Raw genomic sequence first — 19,923 nt, 5'->3', positions numbered from 1 at the left:
CGGCCGAAAGCGGACACCGGTCTGGGCCCGGCATTCGGGTGGCGCCACACTGGTGGCGACCGGGCCGAACTGGCATCGTCCCGGGGAGCCCCGCGCCAACGACGTCGCCGATGGAGCCGCCCATGACCACCGAGACCCCCGTCCCCGACCAGCCGCTGTGGCGGCCGAGCGCCGAGCGGGTCGCCGCCGCGCGACTCACCGAGTTCCACGGCTGGGCCGCGCTGCGCCACGGCGCCCCCGCCGTCAGGACCGACGACCCGACGGCCGGCTACGCCGCCCTGCACCGCTGGTCAGTCACCGACCTCGACACCTTCTGGCGCGCCCTGGCCGAGTGGTTCGACGTCCGCTTCAGCACGCCGCCGACCGCCGTGCTCGCCGACCCCAGGATGCCGGGCGCGCGCTGGTTCCCCGGGGCCACCCTCAACTACGCGGAGCACGCGCTGCGCGGCCCCGCCGACCCGGCCGCCCAGGACCAGCCGGCCCTGTTGGCCGTCGACGAGTCCATCGCGCCACGGGCGATCGGCTGGCCCGAGCTCCGCCAGCGCGTCGGCGCCCTGTCCGCCGCCCTGCGCGAGTTGGGCGTCCGTCCCGGCGACCGGGTCTGCGGATACCTCCCCAACATCCCCGAGGCCGTCGTGGCGCTGCTGGCCAGCGCGACGGTGGGCGCGGTGTGGACCTCCTGCGCCCCCGACTTCGGGGCGCGCAGCGTGCTGGACCGCTTCCAGCAGGTCGAGCCCGTGGTGCTGTTCGCCGTGGACGGCTACCGCTACGGCGGGCGGGTCCACGAGCGTGCCGAGACCGTCGCCGAGCTGCGCGCCGGCCTGCCGACGCTGCGTGCCGTGGTGCATGTGCCCCTGCTCGGCGGCGCGGCTCCCGAGGGCGCGCTCCCCTGGGCCGAGCTGACCTCGGCCCCCGTCGAACCGGTCTTCGAGCAGGTGCCCTTCGACCATCCGCTGTGGGTGCTGTACTCCTCGGGCACCACCGGGCTGCCCAAGGCGATCATCCAGTCCCAGGGCGGCATCCTGCTGGAGCACCTCAAGCAGTTGGGCCTGCACTGCGACCTGGGCCCGGGGGACCGGCTGTTCTGGTACACCTCCACCGGCTGGATGATGTGGAACTTCCTGGTCTCCAGCCTGCTCACGGGCAGCACCGCCGTGCTCTACGACGGGGCGCCAGGACACCCGGACCCCGCCGCCCAGTGGCGGGTCGCCGAACGCGTCCGCGCCACCGTCTTCGGCACCTCGGCCGCCTATGTGACGGCCTGTGCCAAGAAGGACGTGCACCCCGCGCGGGACTTCGACCTCTCCGCCACCCGCTGCGTCGCCACCACCGGATCCCCGCTGCCGCCCGAGGGCTTCCGCTGGCTGCACGAGGAGGCGGGCGCCGACCTCTGGATCGCCTCGGTGAGCGGGGGCACCGACGTGTGCAGCTGCTTCGCCGGCGGCGTCCCCACCCTGCCGGTCTACGTCGGCGAACTACAGGCGCCGTGCCTGGGTACCGACCTCGCCGCCTGGGACCCCTCGGGGACGCCGCTCATCGACGAGGTGGGCGAGCTGGTGGTCGGCACCCCCATGCCGTCGATGCCGGTGGGCTTCTGGAACGACCCGGACGGATCGCGTTACCACGACAGCTACTTCGCCACCTTTCCCGGCGTCTGGCGCCACGGCGACTGGATCACCCACACCTCGCACGGCGGGGTGATCATCCACGGCCGTTCCGACTCCACTCTCAACCGGCAGGGCGTGCGGATGGGTTCGGCCGACATCTACGAGGCGGTCGAACGGCTGCCGGAGATCGGGGAGTCCCTGGTCATCGGGGTGGAACAGCCCGACGGCGGATACTGGATGCCGCTGTTCGTGGCGCTCGCCGAAGGCGCCGTGCTGGATGACGCGCTGCGCCAGCGGATTGCGGACACCATCCGGCACAGCCTCTCGCCGCGCCATCTGCCGGACGAGATCATCGAGATCCCCAAGGTTCCGCACACCCGCACGGGCAAGCGCCTTGAGGTGCCGGTCAAACGGCTCTTCCAGGGCGACGCGCTGGAACGGGCGGTCAATCTGGGCTCCGTCGACGACCCGGAGGCACTCCTCTTCCTCGCCCGCCTGGCCCAGCGGAGGGCCACTGTCAGTGACGACCGCTACGGTGAGTGACCAATAGGTTCCGAACCGTGGAGGGACAGTCATGAGGCGGTACGACGACGAGGCGCGGCGCCCCGGCGGACGGCGGCGCGTTCCCGGGCGCTCGCGCCCCAGGCCCGGCGGGCGCGAGAGGCGGGAGCGGCCGGGGGCCGCTCCCGGCTGGCCGGGCGCGCGCGGCGGGGCCGCCCCGCCGGGCGCGGGCGGGCGGCCGGTGCGGGAGCCGGCCGACCACCCGTGGCACACGTGGGAGCGCGGCGCCGGGCTGCTCGCGGGCGCCGGCCGCTGCCCCCACTGCCGCGCGCCCCAGCGGCGGTGCGCCTTCGCCCGCGCGGCCCGGCTGCTGACCTGGATCCTCGACCGGATCGGCGCCGGCGACCACCACCTGGTGTGCAGCGTCGCGCTCCCGGACGCCCCGCTCAACGCCAACCTCGGCGTGACGGGCCACACGCCGGGCGCCGCCGGCACGCTCCCCGAGCATCAGGCGCTCGTCCTGTGCACGGTGCTCGCCGTCGGGCTGGTCGCCGGCGCCCCCGGCGGCCTGGTGATGCGCAGCGAACCGGGCGCCTCGCCGCCCGGCGGGCCGCGCCGACAGGCGGTGCGCGGCTGGCGGTTGGCGGACGGCCGGCTCACGCCGCTCGGCGAGGCCGAGGTCTTCGCCGCCTACTGCACGGATCCGTCCACGGGCGATCCGCTGCCCCCCGAGCCCGGCGTCGACTACCTCGCCGCCCCACCACCGCCCCGAGCCGAATGTCCAGGGCGATGAGGCGGCGCCCGGCCCCCTCACTCCCCGGAGAGCACCGCCACCGCCGCCGCCCTCGCCCGCTCGGCGCTGTCAGCGGCCCGGGCCGCGGCCGAGGCCCGCTCGCACTGCGCCAACGTGTGCTTGGCGAGCGTGGCGCGCACCTGCGGGATCGCCGCGGCCCCCATGGAGAGGCTGGTCACCCCGAGCCCCGTCAACACACAGGCCAGCGCAGGATCGGCGGCGGCCTCGCCGCACACGCCGCAGCCCTTGCCCTCGGCCGACGCCGCCTCCGCCGCGAACGCCACCAGATCCAGCAGCGCCGGCTGCCACGGATCCTGCCACCGCGCCAGGGCGCCCACCTGCCGGTCCGCCGCGAAGGCGTACTGCGCCAGGTCGTTGGTGCCGATCGAGAGGAACTCCACCTCCCGCAGCAGCGAACGCGCCCGCAGCGCGGCGGCCGGGATCTCCACCATCGCGCCGGGGGCGGCCCGCAGCCCGGCGGCCCGACAGGCGTCGGCGAAGGCCCGCGCGTCCTGACGGTCGGCCACCATCGGCGCCATCACCTCCAGATACACCGGCAGCCCCCGGCCGGCCTCCGCCAGCGCGGCCAGCTGCGTCCCCAACACCTCGGGCCGCTCCAGCAGCGCCCGCAGGCCGCGCACCCCGAGCGCCGGATTGGGCTCGTCGCCGGGGGAGAGGAAGGCCAGCGGCTTGTCCGCCCCGGCATCCAACACCCGCACCACCACGCGCCCCTCGGGGAACGCCTCCAACACCTCGCGATAGGTGCGCACCTGCTCCTCGGCCGCCGGCGGGCCCGCCCCACCGGAGAGAAAGAGCAGCTCCGTCCGGAAGAGCCCCACGCCCTCGGCGCCCGCGGCCAGCGCCGCCGGCAGATCGGCGGGACCGCCGATGTTCGCCAACAGCGGCACCCGATGCCCGTCCGAGGTCGCGCCCGGCCCCCTCACCCGGGAGAGCGCCGCCCGGCGCCGGGCCGCCCCCTCGGCCAGCTCGGCCCGCCGCCGCTCACCCGGCTCCACCACCACCTCCCCGGTGCTGCCGTCCACCGCGACCACCGTGCCCGTGGCGATCTCGCCCGCGCCCTCCACGGCCACCACCGCCGGCACCCCGAGCGCCCTGGCCAGGATCGCGCTGTGGCTCGTCGGCCCGCCCTCCTCGGTGAGGAAGCCCAACACCAGCGTGGTGTCCAACAACGCCGTGTCCGCCGGGGCCAGGTCACGGGCGATCAGCACATAGGGCTCGTCACTGTCCGGCACCCCGGGCGTCGGCACCCCGAGCAGCCGGGCGATGATCCGGTTGCGCACATCATCCAGATCGGCCACCCGCCCCGCCAGATACGCCCCGGCCCCGGCCAGCAGCGCCCGATAGGCCGCCAGCGCGTCGTGCACGGCCCGCTCGGCCGTGCTGCCGACGCTGATCCGGCGCTCCGCGTCGGCGAGCAGCTCGGGGTCCTCGGCCATCAGCGCCTGCGCCTCCAGCACGGCCTGGGCCTCGCCGCCGGCGAGGGTGCCCCTGGCCCGCAGATCCGCCGCCACAGCTCCGATCGCCTGCCGCGTCCTGGCCAGCTCCCTGGGCGCCTCCTCGGCCGAGATCCGCCGCGTGGGCGGCTCCAGCACCCCCGTGCCCATGTGTCGGACCTGCCCGATCGCCACGCCGTGGCTGACCCCGACGCCCAGCAGCCTGGTCTCCATCACACCCGCCTCGCGTCCGCTCCATACCACCCTAAGTCATCCCAAGTCGCCGGCCAGCCGCCGCACCTGCGCCCCGCCGCCCGCGTCCCCGCTGTCGGTGGGGCGGGCGTCGGCCGGTAAGGTCGGAGCGCGTTGGCGACGGTACGGTGCGATGGGGCGATGGGGAGGCTTCCGGGTGGAGGTCCAGGAGACGCGCGTTCAGACGGACCGGATCTGGACCATTCCCAATCTGCTCAGCATGGCACGCCTGTTGGGAGTGCCGGTCTTTCTCTGGCTGGTTCTGTCCCCCGTCTTCGGCGGCCCGAAGATGGACGGCTGGGCCCTGCTGGTGCTGGCCGCCAGTGGGGTGACGGACTACCTCGACGGCAAGCTCGCCCGCCGCTGGAACCAGATCAGCGCCCTCGGCCGGATACTCGATCCGGCCGCCGACCGCCTGTACATCCTGTCCACCCTGGTCGGCCTCACCTGGCGGGAGATCCTGCCGCTCTGGCTGACCGCGCTGCTGCTGGCCAGGGAGCTGATGCTGCTGGTCGCGGTCTGGCTGCTGGACCGGCACGGCTACGCCCCGCCCCAGGTCAACTTCCTGGGCAAGGCCGCCACCTTCAATCTGATGTACGCCTTCCCCCTCCTGCTCCTCAGTGACTCAAGTGGCTGGCTGGGGTCACTCGCTGCTATTTTCGGATGGGCGTTCGCCGGCTGGGGTACAGCGCTCTACTGGTGGGCAGGGATCCTCTACGTGGTCCAGGTCCGCCGTCTCCTCACGGCGGATGCCACGGCCGACTGAGCAATGCCCTGGCAGCGTCGCAGGGGCCTGACGCCCGCACGTGTCGCGATCTTCCGGGGAGCCACCCCGGGCCAGGGCCCCTCCAGATGGGCACAGTCGGAATGACTGTCGGACCCCCAAGGAGGACACTTCCGATATGAAGGCCGTCGTAATGGCTGGTGGCGAAGGCACCCGGCTTCGTCCCATGACCGCGAGCATGCCCAAACCCCTGTTGCCAGTGGCCAACCGTCCCATCATGGAACACGTGCTCTGTCTGCTGAAACGGCACGGGCTCAACGAGACCGTGGTCACGGTGCAGTTTCTCGCCTCACTCGTCAAGAACTACTTCGGCGACGGTGAGGAGTTGGGAATGGACCTCACCTACGCCCACGAGGAAAAGCCGCTGGGCACGGCCGGAAGTGTGAAGAACGCCGAGGAGGCACTCAAGGACGACTCCTTCCTGGTCATTTCGGGAGACGCGCTCACCGACTTCGACCTGACGGAGCTGATCCGCTTTCACCGGGAGCGCGGCGCGCTGGTCACCGTCTGCCTGACGCGCGTTCCCAACCCGCTCGAATTCGGCATCACCATCGTCGACGACGAGGGCCGCGTCGAGCGCTTCCTGGAGAAGCCCACCTGGGGCCAGGTCTTCTCCGACACCGTCAACACCGGCATCTACGTGATGGAGCCCGAGGTCTTCGACTACGTCGAGCCCGACGTCTCCGTCGACTGGTCGGGTGACGTCTTCCCCCGTCTGATGAAGGAGGGGCACCCCATCTACGGCTACATCGCCGAGGGGTACTGGGAGGACGTCGGCACCCACGAGAGTTATGTCAAGGCCCAGGCGGACGTCCTGGAGGGCAAGGTCGACGTCGATATCGACGGATTCGAGATCTCGCCCGGCGTGTGGATCGCCGAGGGCGCCGAGGTGCATCCGGACGCCAAGCTCAGGGGCCCGCTGTATGTCGGCGACTACGCCAAGATCGAGGCCGGCTCGGAAATCCGCGAGCACACCGTCATCGGCTCCAACGTGGTGGTAAAGGCGGACGCCTTCCTGCACCGGGCGGTGGTCCACGACAACGTCTACATCGGCCCCCAGACCAATCTCCGCGGCTGTGTCGTCGGAAAGAACACCGACGTCATGCGGGCCGCGCGGATCGAGGACGGCGCCGTCATCGGCGACGAGTGTCTCATCGGCGAGGAATCGATCGTCCAGGGCAATGTCCGGGTCTACCCCTTCAAGACCATCGAGGCCGGCGCCTTCGTCAACACATCGGTTATCTGGGAGGCCAGGGGACAGGCCCAGCTCTTCGGCGCGCGCGGTGTCTCCGGCATTCTCAACGTCGAGATCACGCCCGAACTCGTGGTCCGCCTTGCCAGTGCCTATGCCACCACCCTCAAGAAGGGCTCCACCGTCACCACCGCGCGGGACCACTCCCGAGGCGCCCGCGCGCTCAAGCGGGCCGTGATCTCCGCCCTCCAGGCCAGCGCCATCGACGTCCGGGACCTGGAGAACGTGCCGCTGCCCGTGGCCCGCCAGCAGACCGCGCGCGGCAGCGCCGGCGGCGTCATGATCCGCACCACCCCCGGCGTGCCCGACTCGGTGGACATCATGTTCTTCGACGAGCGCGGCGCCGACCTCTCCCAGGCCGGACAGCGCAAGCTCGACCGGGTCTACGCCCGCCAGGAGTACCGCCGCGCCTTCCCCGGCGAGATCGGCGACCTGCGCTTCCCCGCCAGCGTGTTCGACGGCTACACGGGATCCGTGCTGCGGGCCATCGACACCACGGGCGTCGCCGAGTCCGGGATCAAGGTCGTGGTCGACGCCGCCAACGGCAGCGCGGGTCTTGTGCTGCCCAGCCTCCTCGGCCGTCTGGGCGTCGACGCCCTCACCATCAACCCGGGCCTCGACGAGGCGCGCCCGACCGAGAGCGCCGAGACCCGGCGCGCCGGTCTCGTGCGGCTCGGCGAGATCGTCGCCTCCGCCCGCGCCGCCTTCGGCGTCCGCTTCGACCCGGTCGGCGAGCGGCTGGCGCTGGTCGACGAGCGCGGCAGGATCATCGAGGACCAGCGCGCCCTGCTGGTCATGCTCGACCTGATCGCCGCCGAACGGCGCAGCGGCCGGGTGGCGCTCCCCGTCACCACCACCCGGATCGCGGAGCAGGTCGCCGCCTACCACGGCACCCAGGTCGACTGGACGACCACGTCGCCCGACGATCTGACCCGTGCCGCACACCAGGACGACGCGGTCTTCGGCGGCGACGGCCGGGGCGGCTTCGTCGTCCCCGAGTTCAGCAGCGTCTTCGACGCCACGGCCGCCTTCGCCCGGCTCATCGGCCTGGTCGCCCGCACCCAGCTGTCGCTCAGCCAGATCGACGCCCGCATCCCGCGTGCCCATGTCCTGCGCCGGGACGTCGCCACCCCGTGGGCCGTCAAGGGGCTGGTGATGCGCCGCGTGGTGGAGGCGGCCGGTGAGCGTTCCGTCGACACCACCGACGGGGTCCGCGTCGTCGAGCCGGACGGCCGCTGGGTGCTGGTCCTGCCCGACCCGGCCGAGGCGGTCACCCACCTCTGGGCGGAGGGCCCCGACGACGCCGCGGCCCAGGAGTTGTTGGACGTCTGGTCGGGAGTGGTCGACAGCGCCGAGGGCTGACGGGAGGGCCGCGCACCGGCCCGATTCGATCTACCGACAACTGGCGTGTCACCATGTGCGCCATGCCAGAGCAGGAGCCCGGGGCGAGCCCACGGGCGCGCCCCGACGCCTCCATGTCGCTGCTGACCACCGTCATGGACAACACCCTGGACGAGGGGTATGCCCAGGCGGCGGCCAGGCGCCGTGAGAAGGGCCGGTCAGAGCTGCCGCGCGGTCTCCGCGCCCGGCTCTGGCTGGCCGGCGGTCTCGTGCTCGCCGGCCTCGTGGTCACCCTGGGCGCCGCCCAGGCGCGGGAGGCCGCGCCGACCGTCGCCAGGGAGCGCGAGGAGCTGCTGGAACGGGTGACCACCGGCACGGAGGAGCTGGATCAGCTCCAGGCCCAGGTGGACGCGCTGCGCACCGAGGTGGCCGCCAGCCAGCGGATCGCGCTCGGCGGCGACGACGGCGAGGTCGCCGAACGCGCCGAGCTGGTCGCCCTGCTCGCCGGCGCCAGCGAGGTCGAGGGCCCCGGCGTCGAGCTCTCCGTCGACGACGCCAGGGAGGCCGGCCAGAGCGTCTCCGGCGGGCCGAGGGACAACGGCTTCAGCCAGACCGGCCGGTTGCGCGACCGCGATCTCCAACGGGTGGTCAACGGCCTCTGGCAGGCCGGCGCCGAGGCCATCGCCATCAACGGCCAGCGGCTGACGGCGCTCTCCGCGATCCGCGCGGCCGGCGACGCGGTGCTGGTCGACAACCGGCCGCTGGTGCCGCCGTACACCGTGCTGGCCGTGGGGGACGGGCAGGCGCTGCTCGACGCCTTCGAGCAGACGTCCGCCGGCCGGTATCTGGCCACCCTGCGGGACGACTACGGCATCAGGGTCGACAGCTCCGCCAGGGACGAGCTGCGGCTGCCGGCGGCGCCCAGCCTGACGACCCGCAGCGCCCGCCCCCGGGACGAGCGCGGCGCCGACACGGAGCCCGAGACATCGCCGACGCCGTCGGGGGCGTCATCCGAGGAACGGGAGAGGTAGGCCCACGTTGATCGCCGTGCTGGGGCTGGTACTGGGAGTCGTGATCGGGGTGGTCACGCGCCCCGTGGTGCCCACCGGATTCGAACCGTATCTGCCGATCGCCGTGGTGGCCGCGCTGGACGCGGTCTTCGGCGGGCTGCGAGCCACCCTGGACGGGGTCTTCGACGACAAGGTGTTCGTCGTGTCCTTCCTGTCCAACGTGGTGGTGGCCGCGCTGATCGTCTTCCTCGGCGACAAGCTGGGCGTGGGCGCCCAGCTGTCCACGGGTGTGGTCGTGGTGCTCGGCATCCGGATCTTCTCCAACGCGGCGGCCATCCGGCGCCATGTCTTCGGAGCGTGAGGCCATGACCCGCGACCCGGCCCACGGGAAACACGGACCCCACGGGAAACACGCCGCCGATGGCCCCGAGGACGCCGCGCAGCCGGCTGGGCGGCCACCGACACGCCCCACCGGGCGGGCCGCGCTGGTGGCCGCGCTCTGGCCGCCCAGGGCCAGCAGAGGGCAACTGGTCGCCGCCGTCCTGCTGTTCGTCCTCGGTCTCGGCCTGGCCATCCAGGTCAGGGCGGCCGGCAGCGAGGACACGGCGCTGCGCGGGGCGCGCCCCGAGGACCTGGTGCGCATCCTCAGCGACCTGGAGGACCGCTCGGCCCGCCTTGAGGACGAGAAGAGCACCCTGGAGGACCAGCGCGCCGAGCTGGAGAACAGCACCGACCAGGCCGAGGAGGCCCGCCGCCAGACCGAGGAGCGGGAGCGGCAACTGGGCGTGCTGGCGGGCACGGTGGCAGCCGAGGGCCCGGGCATCACGCTGCGCGTCGACGACCCGCGCGGCGCGGTGCAGGCCGACATGCTGCTCGACGCGGTCCAGGAACTGCGCGCCGCGGGTGCCGAGGCGCTCCAGATCAACGATGTGCGGATCGTCGCCAGTACCTCTTTTGTGGACCACAACGGTGGGGTACGGGTGGATGACGAGGGGATTCGCGCGCCGTTCGTGATCGAGGCGATCGGCCGCCCGCAGGATCTGGAGCCGGCGCTGAACATCCCGGGAGGCGTGGTGCAGTCCCTGGAGAACAAGCAGGCCACGGTCACGGTCGACCGTCCGGAGACGGTCGTCGTGGACGCCTTGCGATCGGCGGAGCAGCCTGACTACGCTCAGTCGTCATCATGATCGAACCTCGACGTCACGGGAGCTATCGGATCGCCGTGCCGCTCAGTGAGGGAAACTGAAGGGAGACCATTCACGTTGTCAGGATGACGTGTGTGGTCGGTGAGAGAGAATGGACCGGTTCGTTCGACACGGGCCGGGCTAGGTGCGAGGGGATCGCTGGTGAGTTTTTTCGCTAGGTTGTTCGGCAGGCGTCAGAGCGGTACCCACAGTGCCGCGGGGGCCCGCGCCCGCCAGCAAGGCGAGCCGCCAGCGCCGCCGTCCGGGCGTCCGTTGTTCCGTGACGAGGTCGGGGGCCCAGGCGGTATAGCGGACCAGGGGCCCGGCTCCGCCGGTCCCTCCTGCGGTCGCTGCGGCCACGGCAACGCGCTGCACAGCCGTTTCTGTTCCCACTGCGGCGCCTCGCTGCGCCCTGGCGTCGAGGGAGCGTCCGAGACCACCTCGACGATCTCCATCTCGGGCCTGGAGGCGTACGAGGCCGAGGCCACCGGGCAGCATCCGACGCCGGTGCTCTCCTCCGAGGCCCAGGCCGCGGTGGACGCGCTGCCGGCCGGATCGGCGCTGCTGGTCGTTCGCCGAGGGCCGAACTCGGGGAGCCGGTTCCTGTTGGACAGCGATGTCACCACGGCGGGTCGGCACCCGCAGAGCGACATCTTCCTGGACGACGTGACGGTCTCCCGCCGCCATGTGGAGTTCCGGCGCAGCCCGGACGGCGGGTTCACGGTCAGCGATGTCGGCAGCCTCAACGGCACCTATGTGAACCGTGAGCAGATCGACGCCCTGGTGCTGGCCAACGGCGACGAGGTGCAGATCGGGAAGTACCGCATGGTGTACTTCGCCGGGCGGCAGGGATTCTGAGGCCGCGCGGGCGTGGGGAGCGCGCTGGGACGGGGCTCGACTATCCAAATGCCCCGGGCACGGCCTAGGGTTGCTGTGTGAATCAGCTCGATGTCGTGGGCGTACGGGTGGAAATGCCCAATAACCAGCCCATCGTGCTCCTCCGAGAAGTCGGTGGCGATCGCTACCTCCCGATCTGGATCGGGCCTGGTGAGGCGACCGCCATCGCGTTCGCCCAGCAGGGGATGACGCCTGCCAGGCCGCTGACGCACGACCTCTTCAAGAACGTTCTCGAAGCGGTGGAACAGGAACTCAGCGCGGTGCGGATCACCGATCTGCGCGATGGGGTCTTCTACGCCGAGCTGGTCTTCGCCAGCGGGGTCGAGGTCAGCGCCCGCCCGTCGGACGCGATAGCGCTCGCGCTGCGGGTCGGCACGCCGATCTACGGCAGCGACGCCGTGCTCGACGACGCCGGGATCATCATTCCCGACGAGCAGGAGGACGAGGTGGAGCGGTTCCGCGAGTTCCTCGACCAGATCTCCCCAGAGGACTTCGGTACCAGCAGCCAGTAGCGGCGCGTGGCGATCGTTGACGCGCTGAGTGTGGATCCCTAGCGTCAATGGGGCATGTCTTGGGAGGAGCGCTGTGTGCGTGCTCATCGTGACAGCCGGTGAGTGACGAAGGCACGGTCGGGGCATGTGGAACGGAGGCCGGCGTGACAGGTAACGGCGACAGCAGAGCGGTCGGGGGCGGAGCGGCCCGGCCCGGCGCGGCGCCACGCCCCGGGCTGCGGCAGTCCCTCGCCCCGCAGGGGCGGGCGGCCGTCGAGCGGTTGGCGTACCGAGGCCCGAGCGCCTGCGCCGCCGCCGGGATCACCTACCGCCAGCTCGACTACTGGGCGCGCACCGGGCTGGTCCAGCCCAGCGTCCGCCCGGCGCCAGGAGCGGGCGGCCAGCGGCTGTACGGCTTCCGCGACGTGCTCGTCCTGAAGATCGTGAAGCGGCTGTTGGACGCCGGCGTCTCCCTCCAGGCGATCCGTGCCACCGCCGAGGCGCTGCGCACCGCCGAGCTGGGCGAGCTGGCCCAGATGACGTTGATGAGCGACGGCGCCGCCGTCTACCGCTGCTCCTCGCCCGACGAGCTGGCCGAGCTGCTCCGCGGCGGGCGGGGCGTCTTCGGTATCGCGGTCGGCGCGGTCTGGAGCGATGTGGAGGCGGCGCTCGCCCTGCTGCACGCCGAGCGGGTCGACACGGGCGAGCAGGTGCCGGCCGAGCACCCCGAGGACGAGCTGGCCCGGCGGCGGCACCGCGTCGGCTGAGCGCGCACCCCGGCACTGTCAGTGCCATAGGGCACCATCGGGTGGGTGAGGGGCCAGCCAACCATCCTGCACCTCGATATGGACGCCTTCTACGCCTCGGTGGAGCAGGCGTCCAAGCCGAGCCTGCGCGGGAAGCCGGTGATCGTCGGCGGCATCGGGCCGCGCGGCGTCGTGGCGACGGCTTCCTATGAGGCCCGCCGGTTCGGGGTCCGTTCGGCGATGCCCACGGCGCAGGCGCGCCGGCTGTGCCCGCACGGCGCCTACCTGACGCCCAGGTTCGAGGTCTATCGCGCGGTCAGCGACCGGGTGATGGGGCTGCTGGCCCGGCTCTCCCCGCTGGTCGAACCGCTCAGCCTGGACGAGGCGTTCGTCGATCTGGCCGCCGGGGCCAGCGCGGCCACCGCCGCCGAGGCGCTGGCCGTCGGGGAGCGGCTGCGCGCCGAGATCGCCGCCGTCACGGGGGTCACCGGCTCGGTCGGTCTCGCCGGCGCCAAGATGCTGGCCAAGATCGCCTCGGAGCGCGCCAAGCCCGACGGGCTGGTGCTGATCGAGCCGGGCACGGAGCGCGAGCTGCTGGCCCCGCTGCCGGTGCGCACCCTGCCCGGCGTCGGCCCGGCCACCGCCGAGGTGCTGCGCCGGGCCGGGATCCACACCATCGAGGAGACGGTCGAGGCCGGCGAGGCGGAGCTGCTGCGGCTGCTGGGGAAGGCCCACGGCGGCGGTCTCTTCCGGATGGCGCTGGGGGTCGACGACCGCCCGGTGGTGGCGGAGCGGGACACGAAGTCCGTCTCGGTCGAGGACACCTTCGAGGTGGATGTGACGGACCGGGCCCGGATCAGGTTCGAGGTGAGCCGCCTCGCCGAGCGCTGTGTGGGGCGGCTGCGGGCCGCGGGGCGCTCCGGCCGCACGGTGGTGCTCAAGGTCCGGCGCTACGACTTCAGCACGCTGACCCGCTCCGAGACGCTGCGCGGCCCCACGGACGACCCCGCGGTGGTGAAGGAGGCGGCCGAGCGGCTGCTGGAGAGCGTCGACACCACCGAGGGGGTCAGGCTGCTGGGAGTCGGCGTCAGCGGATTGGCCGACTTCACCCAGGAGGACCTCTTCGCCCAGAGCGCCCAGAGCGCGAGGGACGCCCGTCTGGCGGAGCCGGCCCCGCCCCCCACCCCGGGGGACGCCTCGGTCGTCGACCGGAGCCCCTCGGCGCCGGCCGGCGAGGAGCCCGACCGGCGTTGGCTGCCCGGCCTCGATGTCGCGCACGAGCGGTTCGGCCCCGGCTGGGTGCAGGGCAGCGGCGTCGGCCGTGTCACCGTCCGCTTCGAGCGCCCCGACGACACCCGTCCCGGTCGGGTGCGCACCTTCGCCGTGGACGACGCGGAGCTGCGGCGAGGGACGCCGCTGCCGCTGGTGCCCGAGGTGGCGGCCGGTCAGCTCTCCGCGTCCTCCGAGCCGGCCAGCCGGCCGAAGTCGCCGTCCCCCGGGGGCCTTCCGGCGGCCTCCTCGGGCAGGTCGAGCCCGTAGTGGCGGTAGAGCTGGAGCTCCTGCTCGGGCGAGAGATGACGGCCCACGCCCAGATCCGGGGCGCGGCGGATCAGGGCCCGGTCGAACGGCACCCGGAGCGCGTTGCCGACCAGCTCGCTGGGCTCCAGCGGCACGAAGGCGTCCCGGGTGAAGAGCCCGGTGCGCACCGCGGCCCACTCGGGGACGCCGGTCGCGTCGTCCAGATACACCTCGTCCACGGTGCCGATCTTGTCGCCGTGGCGGTCCAGCGCCTTGCGGCCGATCAGACTGCGTGGATCGATATCGGTTCGCACGGTTCCTCCTGCTGGTCGCCCGGGACGCTGCACAAGCCCTCTGTAGCTTCTACCCAAGGGCACAAACCGGTGCCCGGCCAGTCGACGGCCACCCCTTAGCGGCCGGGTCGGCCGCTGGTAGTCTCGAAGGCGGTTGGCAACCTCGCGCGGGAGAGTCCTGCCGCCTCTCGGGCGGCGGGCGCCGAAGGAGCAAATCCTCCCCGGAATCTCTCAGGCACCCGTACCGCGCGGGCGAAACCACTCTGGAAAGCAGGACGCGTGCGCGGCGTCGCCGCGCGGGTGTCCTCACCGACGGTGCAAGCCCGGGCGCGGTGGCGCGGGGCGAAGCTCTCAGGTCGTATGACAGAGGGGGAGGCAGTCAGGCACCGCCGCCTGGCGCCCCGTAGGTCGCCCACGGCCACAAGGAGCCTCCACAGATGACCGCGCACCCGACGTCGTTGACCGCCCTGGAACAGGGCATCCCGTTCGCCGACCGCCATATCGGCCCCGACGGGGCAGCCGAGGCGAAGATGCTGGCCCAGGTGGGGTTCGGCTCGTTGGACGAACTCACCGCCGCCGCCGTCCCGGAGGCCATCGCCAGCACCGAGGCGCTGCGGCTGCCCGACGCCCGCGACGAGGCGGCGGTGCTGGCCGAACTGCGGGAGCTGGCGTCCCGCAACACCGTGCTGCACTCCATGATCGGCCTCGGCTACCACGGCACCTTCACCCCGCCGGTCATCCAGCGCAACGTGCTGGAGAACCCGGCCTGGTACACCGCGTACACGCCCTACCAGCCGGAGATCTCCCAGGGGCGCCTTGAGGCGCTGCTGAACTTCCAGACGGTGGTGGCCGATCTGACCGGGCTGCCGACGGCCGGGGCCTCGCTGCTCGACGAGGGCACGGCCGCGGCCGAGGCGATGGCGCTCTCCCGCCGGGTGGGCAAGGTGAGGGACGGGCTGTTCCTGGTGGACGCCGACTGCCTGCCGCAGACCATCGAGGTGGTGCGGACCCGGGCCGAGCCGACGGGCGTCGAGGTGCTGGTGGCCGATCTGGGCGACGGCATCCCCGAGGAGGCCGCCGAGCGCGGCGTGTTCGGCGTGCTGTTGCAGTACCCGGGCGCCTCGGGCGCCGTGCGCGACCCGCGCCCGGTCATCGAGGAGGCGCACGCGCTGGGCGCGGTGGTCACCGTCGCCGCCGATCTGCTGGCCCTCACCCTGTTGGCCTCGCCGGGTTCGCTGGGCGCCGACATCGCGGTCGGCTCCAGCCAGCGCTTCGGCGTGCCAATGGCCTTCGGCGGCCCGCACGCCGGGTTCATGGCCGTGCGCGAGCGCTACGCACGCAACCTGCCGGGGCGTCTGGTCGGCGTCTCCAAGGACGCGGCCGGCAAGCCCGCCTACCGGCTGGCGCTCCAGACCAGGGAGCAGCACATCCGCCGGGAGAAGGCCACCAGCAACATCTGCACCGCCCAGGTCCTGCTCGCCGTGATGGCCGGCCTCTACGCCGTCTACCACGGCCCCGAGGGGCTGGCCGCGATCGCCCGCCGCACCCACCGCTACGCGGCGCTGCTCGCCGCCGGGCTGCGCGAGGGCGGCGTGGCGGTGGCGCACGCGTCGTTCTTCGACACCGTCACCGCCACGGTGCCTGGACGTGCCGGCGCGGTGGTCGCCGCCGCGTGCGAGGCGGGCGTCAACCTGCGCCAGATCGACGCCGACCGGGTCGGCATCGCCTGTGACGAGACCACCACGCGCGCGCAACTGGCCGTCGTCTGGGCGGCGTTCGGCGTCCCCGGCGACGAGGCGGACATTCCGGAGCTGGACGCGCGCGTCCCCGAGGCGCTGCCGGCCGAACTGGCCCGGCAGGACGGGTATCTCGAACACCCGGTCTTCCACCAGCACCGCTCCGAGACCGCGATGCTGCGCTATCTGCGCCGGCTGGCCGACCGTGACTACGCGTTGGACCGGGGCATGATCCCGCTGGGTTCCTGCACGATGAAGCTCAACGCCACGGTGGAGATGGCGCCGGTCACCTGGCCGGAGTTCGCCGGGCTGCATCCCTTCGCCCCCATCGACCAGGCCGGTGGCTATCTGGCGCTGATCCGCGAACTGGAGGCCCGGCTCGCGGAGATCACCGGCTATGACGCCGTCTCGCTCCAGCCCAACGCCGGCTCGCAGGGCGAGTTGGCCGGGCTGTTGGCCGTCCGCGCGCACCACCGCGCGAACGGTCAGCCGCAGCGGACGGTCTGCCTGATCCCGTCCTCCGCGCACGGCACCAACGCCGCCAGCGCGGTGCTCGCCGGGATGCGGGTGGTGGTGGTCGCCACCAGCGAGAGCGGTGACGTGGACGTCGCCGACCTGCGGGCCAAGATCGACCGTCACCGCGACGAGTTGGCGGTGCTGATGGTCACCTACCCGTCCACTCACGGGGTGTTCGAGGAGCGGATCACCGATATCTGCGCCGCGGTGCACGACGCCGGCGGGCAGGTCTATGTGGACGGCGCCAACCTCAACGCGCTGGTGGGGCTGGCCAAGCCGGGGCGCTTCGGCGCGGACGTGTCGCACCTCAACCTGCACAAGACCTTCTGCATCCCGCACGGCGGCGGTGGCCCCGGCGTCGGCCCGGTCGCCGTCCGGGCGCATCTGGCGCCGTATCTGCCGGGCCACCCGGCGCAGCCGGACGCGGGCCCGGCGGGGAGCGGGCCCGTCTCGGCCGCGCCCTGGGGCTCGGCCGGGATCCTGCCGATCTCCTGGGCCTACGTCCGGCTGATGGGCGCGGCCGGGCTGCGGCGCGCCACGCAGGTCGCGGTGCTCAGCGCCAACTACCTGGCAAAGCGCCTCGAACCGCACTACCCGGTGCTCTACACCGGCCCCGGCGGGCTGGTGGCGCACGAGTGCGTGATCGACGTGCGGCCGTTGACGAAGGCGACCGGCGTCACCATCGACGATGTGGCCAAGCGGCTGGTCGACTACGGCTTCCACGCCCCGACGATGTCCTTCCCGGTCGCCGGCACGCTGATGATCGAGCCCACCGAGAGCGAGGACCTGGCCGAACTCGACCGGTTCTGCGAGGCGATGATCGCCATTCGTGCGGAGATCGACCGTGTCGCAGCGGGGGAGTGGCCGGCGGACGACAACCCGTTGGTCAACGCCCCGCACACCGCCGAGCAGTTGACCGGCGACTGGCCGCACCCCTACCCGAGGCGCACGGCGGCCTATCCCGTCGAGGCCACCAGGGACGCGAAGTACTGGCCCCCGGTGCGGCGCATCGACGGAGCCTTCGGCGACCGCAACCTGGTCTGCTCCTGCCCGCCCATCGAGGAGTACGCCGACTAGCGCCGTCCGGCGCCGGGCGCGCGTTCAGCGCGTCCGGCGCCGGCGGAACCTCCTGGCCCGGTCAGCTGGCGAGGCCCAGGGGGGCGAGCCGGTTGGCCACCAGCGACACCAGCGCGTCCACGGTGATCAGGCGCTCCGCGGCGATACCCGGCGGCGCCGGCGCGAGCGGGATCAGCGGGTCGCTCGGCGCGGGGCTGCCCGTGGCCGGGTCCGCGTCCGGGTCGGGATGGAGCCAGAGGGTGAGCATGTACAGCTCCGGCACCGAGAGCAGCCGGGGCTGGTAGGCCAGAGGCTGCTCCTCGGCCAGCCGCAGCGCGCGCTCCGTGGAGGCGATGTAGGGGCCCTCGCCGAAGTGCGAGAAGGCCCAACCCTCGGGTGTGACCTCGCATTCGGCCGTGCCCACGGAGCCGCCGTCCCGCGCCAGCAGATAGCGCCAGCCGGTCAGCCGCGCCGACGGCGGCTCCGTCGGGACGGTCAGCCGCTCCAGCCGGTGGACGGGGAGCGGGAGCGTGGGCAGCAACTCGCCTCGGTCGAAGCGGAGGTTTCTCGGGGCCGGTACGGTGGCCGAACGCAGAGCGGTGCGGATGGTGGTCGCCACGGCCTCGGGAGCCTGGGGGTTACGCAGGGGCATGATGGGTCGCCTCTCGCTTTGGAGTAGGTCGCCTCTGATAGGAGACACGCCGTGCTCCCGATTTTATACGAGGCTTGTTTGTGCTGTGTTTCCACTAGCCATACCGGGGTGTTTCAGCAAGGGTAAATTAAGCCGCCAAAAGGGGCGTAGCGCCCTGTTTTATGCCGCTGGAATATGCCGTAACCGTGCGGGACGTGTTGGCGGCCTGGTGTTACCTCGGGCGTGACGTGGGCAGGATCCCGGGCGCATCGCTCGACGGAGGAGGTGCTCCCATGGGGGAGAAGGTCGCGGCCGACCGGTTCGATCTGACGGCCCGAGGGCGCTTCAGGGAGAGATTGCTCAGCTGTCTCGACGCCCTGGGGACGTTGTTGCGCGAGGAGCGCTTCCACGGGCCGAGAGACCGGGTCGGGGTGGAGGTCGAACTGTCCCTGGCCGATTCCGACGGGTCGCCCCGAATGGTCAACGAGGATGTTCTTGGCCGAATGGCGACCAGGGATTTCCAGAGTGAGCTGGGCAAATTCACCATTGAGCTGAATATGTCGCCGCGCGAGCTGTCCGGCGGTGTGTTCGAGGATATGGCCGAAGAGCTGCGGATCGCGCTCAGGTACGCCGATCGAATGGCCGACGAATTCGGCGCCCAGGTGGTGATGATCGGCGTCCTGCCCACCATCACCGCCGACCAGATGGTGCCGGGCAGCCTGTCCCACGGGGACCGCTACACCCTGCTGAACGACCAGATCATGGCCTCCAGGGGCGAGGCCATCAGCCTCGACATCAGCGGTGCCGAGCGGCTTACGCGCACCTTCGAGTCGATCGCGCCCGAATCGGCGTGCACCTCCGTGCAGTTCCATCTCCAGGTCACCCCGGAGCGCTTCGCGCCCCTCTGGAACGCGGCCCAGGTCGCCGCCGCCGCGCAGATAGCCGTGGGGGCCAACGCGCCGTTCGTCTTCGGCCACGAGCTGTGGCACGAATCGCGCCCCCCGTTCTTTCTCCAGGCCACCGATGCCCGACCGCCCGAGATGGCGGCGCAGGGCGTGCGCCCGCGTGCGTGGTTCGGGGAGCGCTGGATAGAGGGGGTGACCGACCTCTTCGAGGAGAACATCCGCTACTTCCCCGCGCTGCTGCCGCTGAGCGGGGATGAGGATCCGCAGGCCGTGCTGCGCGCCGGCGGGGTGCCGGCGCTCGGCGAGCTATCGCTGCACAACGGCACGGTCTACCGCTGGAACCGCCCGGTCTACGCCGTGGTCGACGGCGTGCCCCATCTGCGGGTCGAGAACCGCGTGCTGTCCACCGGCCCGACCGTCTCGGACACCGTGGCCAACGCCGCCTTCTACTACGGACTGGTGCGGGCGTTGGCCGACGATCCTGAGCCGGTCTGGCGGCGGTTGGCCTTCGCCGACGCCGAGGCCAACTTCGGCGCCGCCTGCCGCCACGGCATCGGCGCACGGCTCGCCTGGCCGGCTCCCGGCGGCACCGCCACCCGCCCGGCGGCCGAGCTGATCGCCGACACCCTGCTGCCACTGGCCGCCTCGGGTCTTGACGCCTGGGGGGTGGCCCCCGCCGACCGGGATCGCTATCTCTCGGTGATCGAGGGGCGATGCCGGCGCGGGCTCACCGGAGCGGGCTGGCAGACTCGGACCTACCACCAGCTGGTGGACGACGGAAAGGACCGGGCGACGGCCCTGCGGGACCTCGTGCGGCGGTACTGCGAACTGGCGCGGACCGACACCCCCGTGCACGACTGGCCGACGCGGCCCTGACGGCGATCGGCCGTGCGCGGCGTGCGCGGGCGGCTGCCGGACGGGAGGCGGAGTGCGGCTTACGCGACACGGGGGCCAGG

The 19,923-nt window shown here is 72.5% G+C and carries 16 protein-coding genes and 1 riboswitch; of the genes, 13 read left to right on the top strand and 3 right to left on the bottom strand.

The window, feature by feature from the left end:
* Positions 1–122 precede the first annotated feature (122 nt).
* Complete coding sequence (locus tag K4G22_RS00685; RefSeq protein WP_228077612.1) at positions 123–2,150, top strand: acetoacetate--CoA ligase; 2,028 nt, start codon at positions 123–125, stop codon at positions 2,148–2,150.
* A gap of 31 nt (positions 2,151–2,181) precedes the next feature.
* The gene (locus tag K4G22_RS00680) at positions 2,182–2,901 is read left to right on the top strand and encodes a hypothetical protein (protein ID WP_228077611.1); all 720 of its coding nucleotides are present in this window, start codon (positions 2,182–2,184) and stop codon (positions 2,899–2,901) included.
* Positions 2,902–2,918: 17 nt separating this feature from the next.
* On the opposite strand, the gene ptsP is transcribed toward K4G22_RS00680, so the two are convergent.
* Complete coding sequence (ptsP, locus tag K4G22_RS00675; RefSeq protein ID WP_228077610.1) at positions 2,919–4,589, bottom strand: phosphoenolpyruvate--protein phosphotransferase; 1,671 nt, start codon at positions 4,587–4,589, stop codon at positions 2,919–2,921.
* A 175-nt stretch (positions 4,590–4,764) separates the two neighbouring features.
* Here ptsP and clsA point away from each other — a divergent pair, with 175 nt between their 5' ends.
* The 9 genes from clsA to K4G22_RS00630 all read left to right on the top strand — a co-directional run bounded on the left by clsA (position 4,765) and on the right by K4G22_RS00630 (position 13,851).
* A complete protein-coding gene (gene clsA / locus K4G22_RS00670) occupies positions 4,765–5,373 on the top strand; it encodes a cardiolipin synthase ClsA (RefSeq protein WP_228083906.1) in 609 nt (202 codons plus the stop codon).
* A gap of 136 nt (positions 5,374–5,509) precedes the next feature.
* Positions 5,510–8,005: a mannose-1-phosphate guanyltransferase gene (locus K4G22_RS00665; protein ID WP_228077609.1), complete on the top strand. Its 2,496-nt coding sequence runs from the start codon at positions 5,510–5,512 to the stop codon at positions 8,003–8,005.
* 53 nt (positions 8,006–8,058) lie between these two features.
* Positions 8,059–9,015: a DUF881 domain-containing protein gene (locus K4G22_RS00660; RefSeq protein WP_228077608.1), complete on the top strand. Its 957-nt coding sequence runs from the start codon at positions 8,059–8,061 to the stop codon at positions 9,013–9,015.
* A 7-nt stretch (positions 9,016–9,022) separates the two neighbouring features.
* The gene (locus K4G22_RS00655; protein ID WP_062215961.1) at positions 9,023–9,355 is read left to right on the top strand and encodes a small basic family protein; all 333 of its coding nucleotides are present in this window, start codon (positions 9,023–9,025) and stop codon (positions 9,353–9,355) included.
* A 4-nt stretch (positions 9,356–9,359) separates the two neighbouring features.
* Positions 9,360–10,181 carry a DUF881 domain-containing protein gene (locus K4G22_RS00650; RefSeq protein ID WP_228077607.1) on the top strand — a complete coding sequence of 274 codons (822 nt, stop codon included), beginning with the start codon at positions 9,360–9,362 and terminating at the stop codon, positions 10,179–10,181.
* Positions 10,182–10,451: 270 nt separating this feature from the next.
* On the top strand, positions 10,452–11,036 hold the full coding sequence (locus K4G22_RS00645; protein ID WP_425336575.1) for an FHA domain-containing protein: 585 nt from the start codon (positions 10,452–10,454) through the stop codon (positions 11,034–11,036).
* Between the two features lie 77 nt (positions 11,037–11,113).
* Complete coding sequence (locus K4G22_RS00640) at positions 11,114–11,587, top strand: bifunctional nuclease family protein (RefSeq protein ID WP_062215965.1); 474 nt, start codon at positions 11,114–11,116, stop codon at positions 11,585–11,587.
* 143 nt (positions 11,588–11,730) lie between these two features.
* Positions 11,731–12,333: a MerR family transcriptional regulator gene (locus K4G22_RS00635; protein ID WP_425336574.1), complete on the top strand. Its 603-nt coding sequence runs from the start codon at positions 11,731–11,733 to the stop codon at positions 12,331–12,333.
* Positions 12,334–12,378: 45 nt separating this feature from the next.
* Positions 12,379–13,851, top strand: a complete 1,473-nt coding sequence (locus K4G22_RS00630; protein ID WP_228077605.1) for a DNA polymerase IV — start codon at positions 12,379–12,381, stop codon at positions 13,849–13,851.
* On the opposite strand, the gene K4G22_RS00625 is transcribed toward K4G22_RS00630, so the two are convergent.
* Positions 13,758–14,144, bottom strand: coding sequence for a PRC-barrel domain-containing protein (locus K4G22_RS00625; protein WP_228077604.1), 387 nt, complete (start codon positions 14,142–14,144; stop codon positions 13,758–13,760). The two genes, K4G22_RS00630 and K4G22_RS00625, sit on opposite strands and share 94 nt — an antisense overlap.
* Positions 14,145–14,281: 137 nt before the next feature.
* Positions 14,282–14,380, top strand: a riboswitch (glycine riboswitch).
* A gap of 180 nt (positions 14,381–14,560) precedes the next feature.
* Between K4G22_RS00625 and gcvP the strand changes: the two genes are divergently transcribed.
* A complete protein-coding gene (gene gcvP, locus K4G22_RS00620; RefSeq protein WP_228077603.1) occupies positions 14,561–17,452 on the top strand; it encodes an aminomethyl-transferring glycine dehydrogenase in 2,892 nt (963 codons plus the stop codon).
* 61 nt (positions 17,453–17,513) lie between these two features.
* On the opposite strand, the gene K4G22_RS00615 is transcribed toward gcvP, so the two are convergent.
* Complete coding sequence (locus tag K4G22_RS00615) at positions 17,514–18,083, bottom strand: hypothetical protein (protein ID WP_228077602.1); 570 nt, start codon at positions 18,081–18,083, stop codon at positions 17,514–17,516.
* Positions 18,084–18,355: 272 nt separating this feature from the next.
* On the opposite strand from K4G22_RS00615, the gene K4G22_RS00610 reads away from it, so the two are divergent.
* The gene (locus K4G22_RS00610; RefSeq protein WP_228077601.1) at positions 18,356–19,843 is read left to right on the top strand and encodes a glutamate-cysteine ligase family protein; all 1,488 of its coding nucleotides are present in this window, start codon (positions 18,356–18,358) and stop codon (positions 19,841–19,843) included.
* Positions 19,844–19,923: the final 80 nt, after the last annotated feature.

The organism is Streptomyces profundus (assembly GCF_020740535.1).
Classification (GTDB): domain Bacteria; phylum Actinomycetota; class Actinomycetes; order Streptomycetales; family Streptomycetaceae; genus Streptomyces; species Streptomyces profundus.
The sequence above is the reverse complement of the archived record's forward strand: the minus strand, read 5'-3'. Positions and strand labels throughout refer to the sequence as shown.

What these genes read in the sequence shown, in the direction of transcription:
- gcvP (WP_228077603.1), top strand. Translation starts at nt 14,561, where the DNA reads ATGACCGCGCACCCGACGTCGTTGACCGCCCTGGAACAGGGCATCCCG.
- K4G22_RS00685 (WP_228077612.1), top strand. Translation starts at nt 123, where the DNA reads ATGACCACCGAGACCCCCGTCCCCGACCAGCCGCTGTGGCGGCCGAGC.
- K4G22_RS00615 (WP_228077602.1), bottom strand. Translation starts at nt 18,083, where the DNA reads ATGCCCCTGCGTAACCCCCAGGCTCCCGAGGCCGTGGCGACCACCATC.
- K4G22_RS00660 (WP_228077608.1), top strand. Translation starts at nt 8,059, where the DNA reads ATGTGCGCCATGCCAGAGCAGGAGCCCGGGGCGAGCCCACGGGCGCGC.
- ptsP (WP_228077610.1), bottom strand. Translation starts at nt 4,589, where the DNA reads ATGGAGACCAGGCTGCTGGGCGTCGGGGTCAGCCACGGCGTGGCGATC.
- K4G22_RS00680 (WP_228077611.1), top strand. Translation starts at nt 2,182, where the DNA reads ATGAGGCGGTACGACGACGAGGCGCGGCGCCCCGGCGGACGGCGGCGC.
- K4G22_RS00650 (WP_228077607.1), top strand. Translation starts at nt 9,360, where the DNA reads ATGACCCGCGACCCGGCCCACGGGAAACACGGACCCCACGGGAAACAC.
- K4G22_RS00665 (WP_228077609.1), top strand. Translation starts at nt 5,510, where the DNA reads ATGAAGGCCGTCGTAATGGCTGGTGGCGAAGGCACCCGGCTTCGTCCC.
- K4G22_RS00610 (WP_228077601.1), top strand. Translation starts at nt 18,356, where the DNA reads ATGGGGGAGAAGGTCGCGGCCGACCGGTTCGATCTGACGGCCCGAGGG.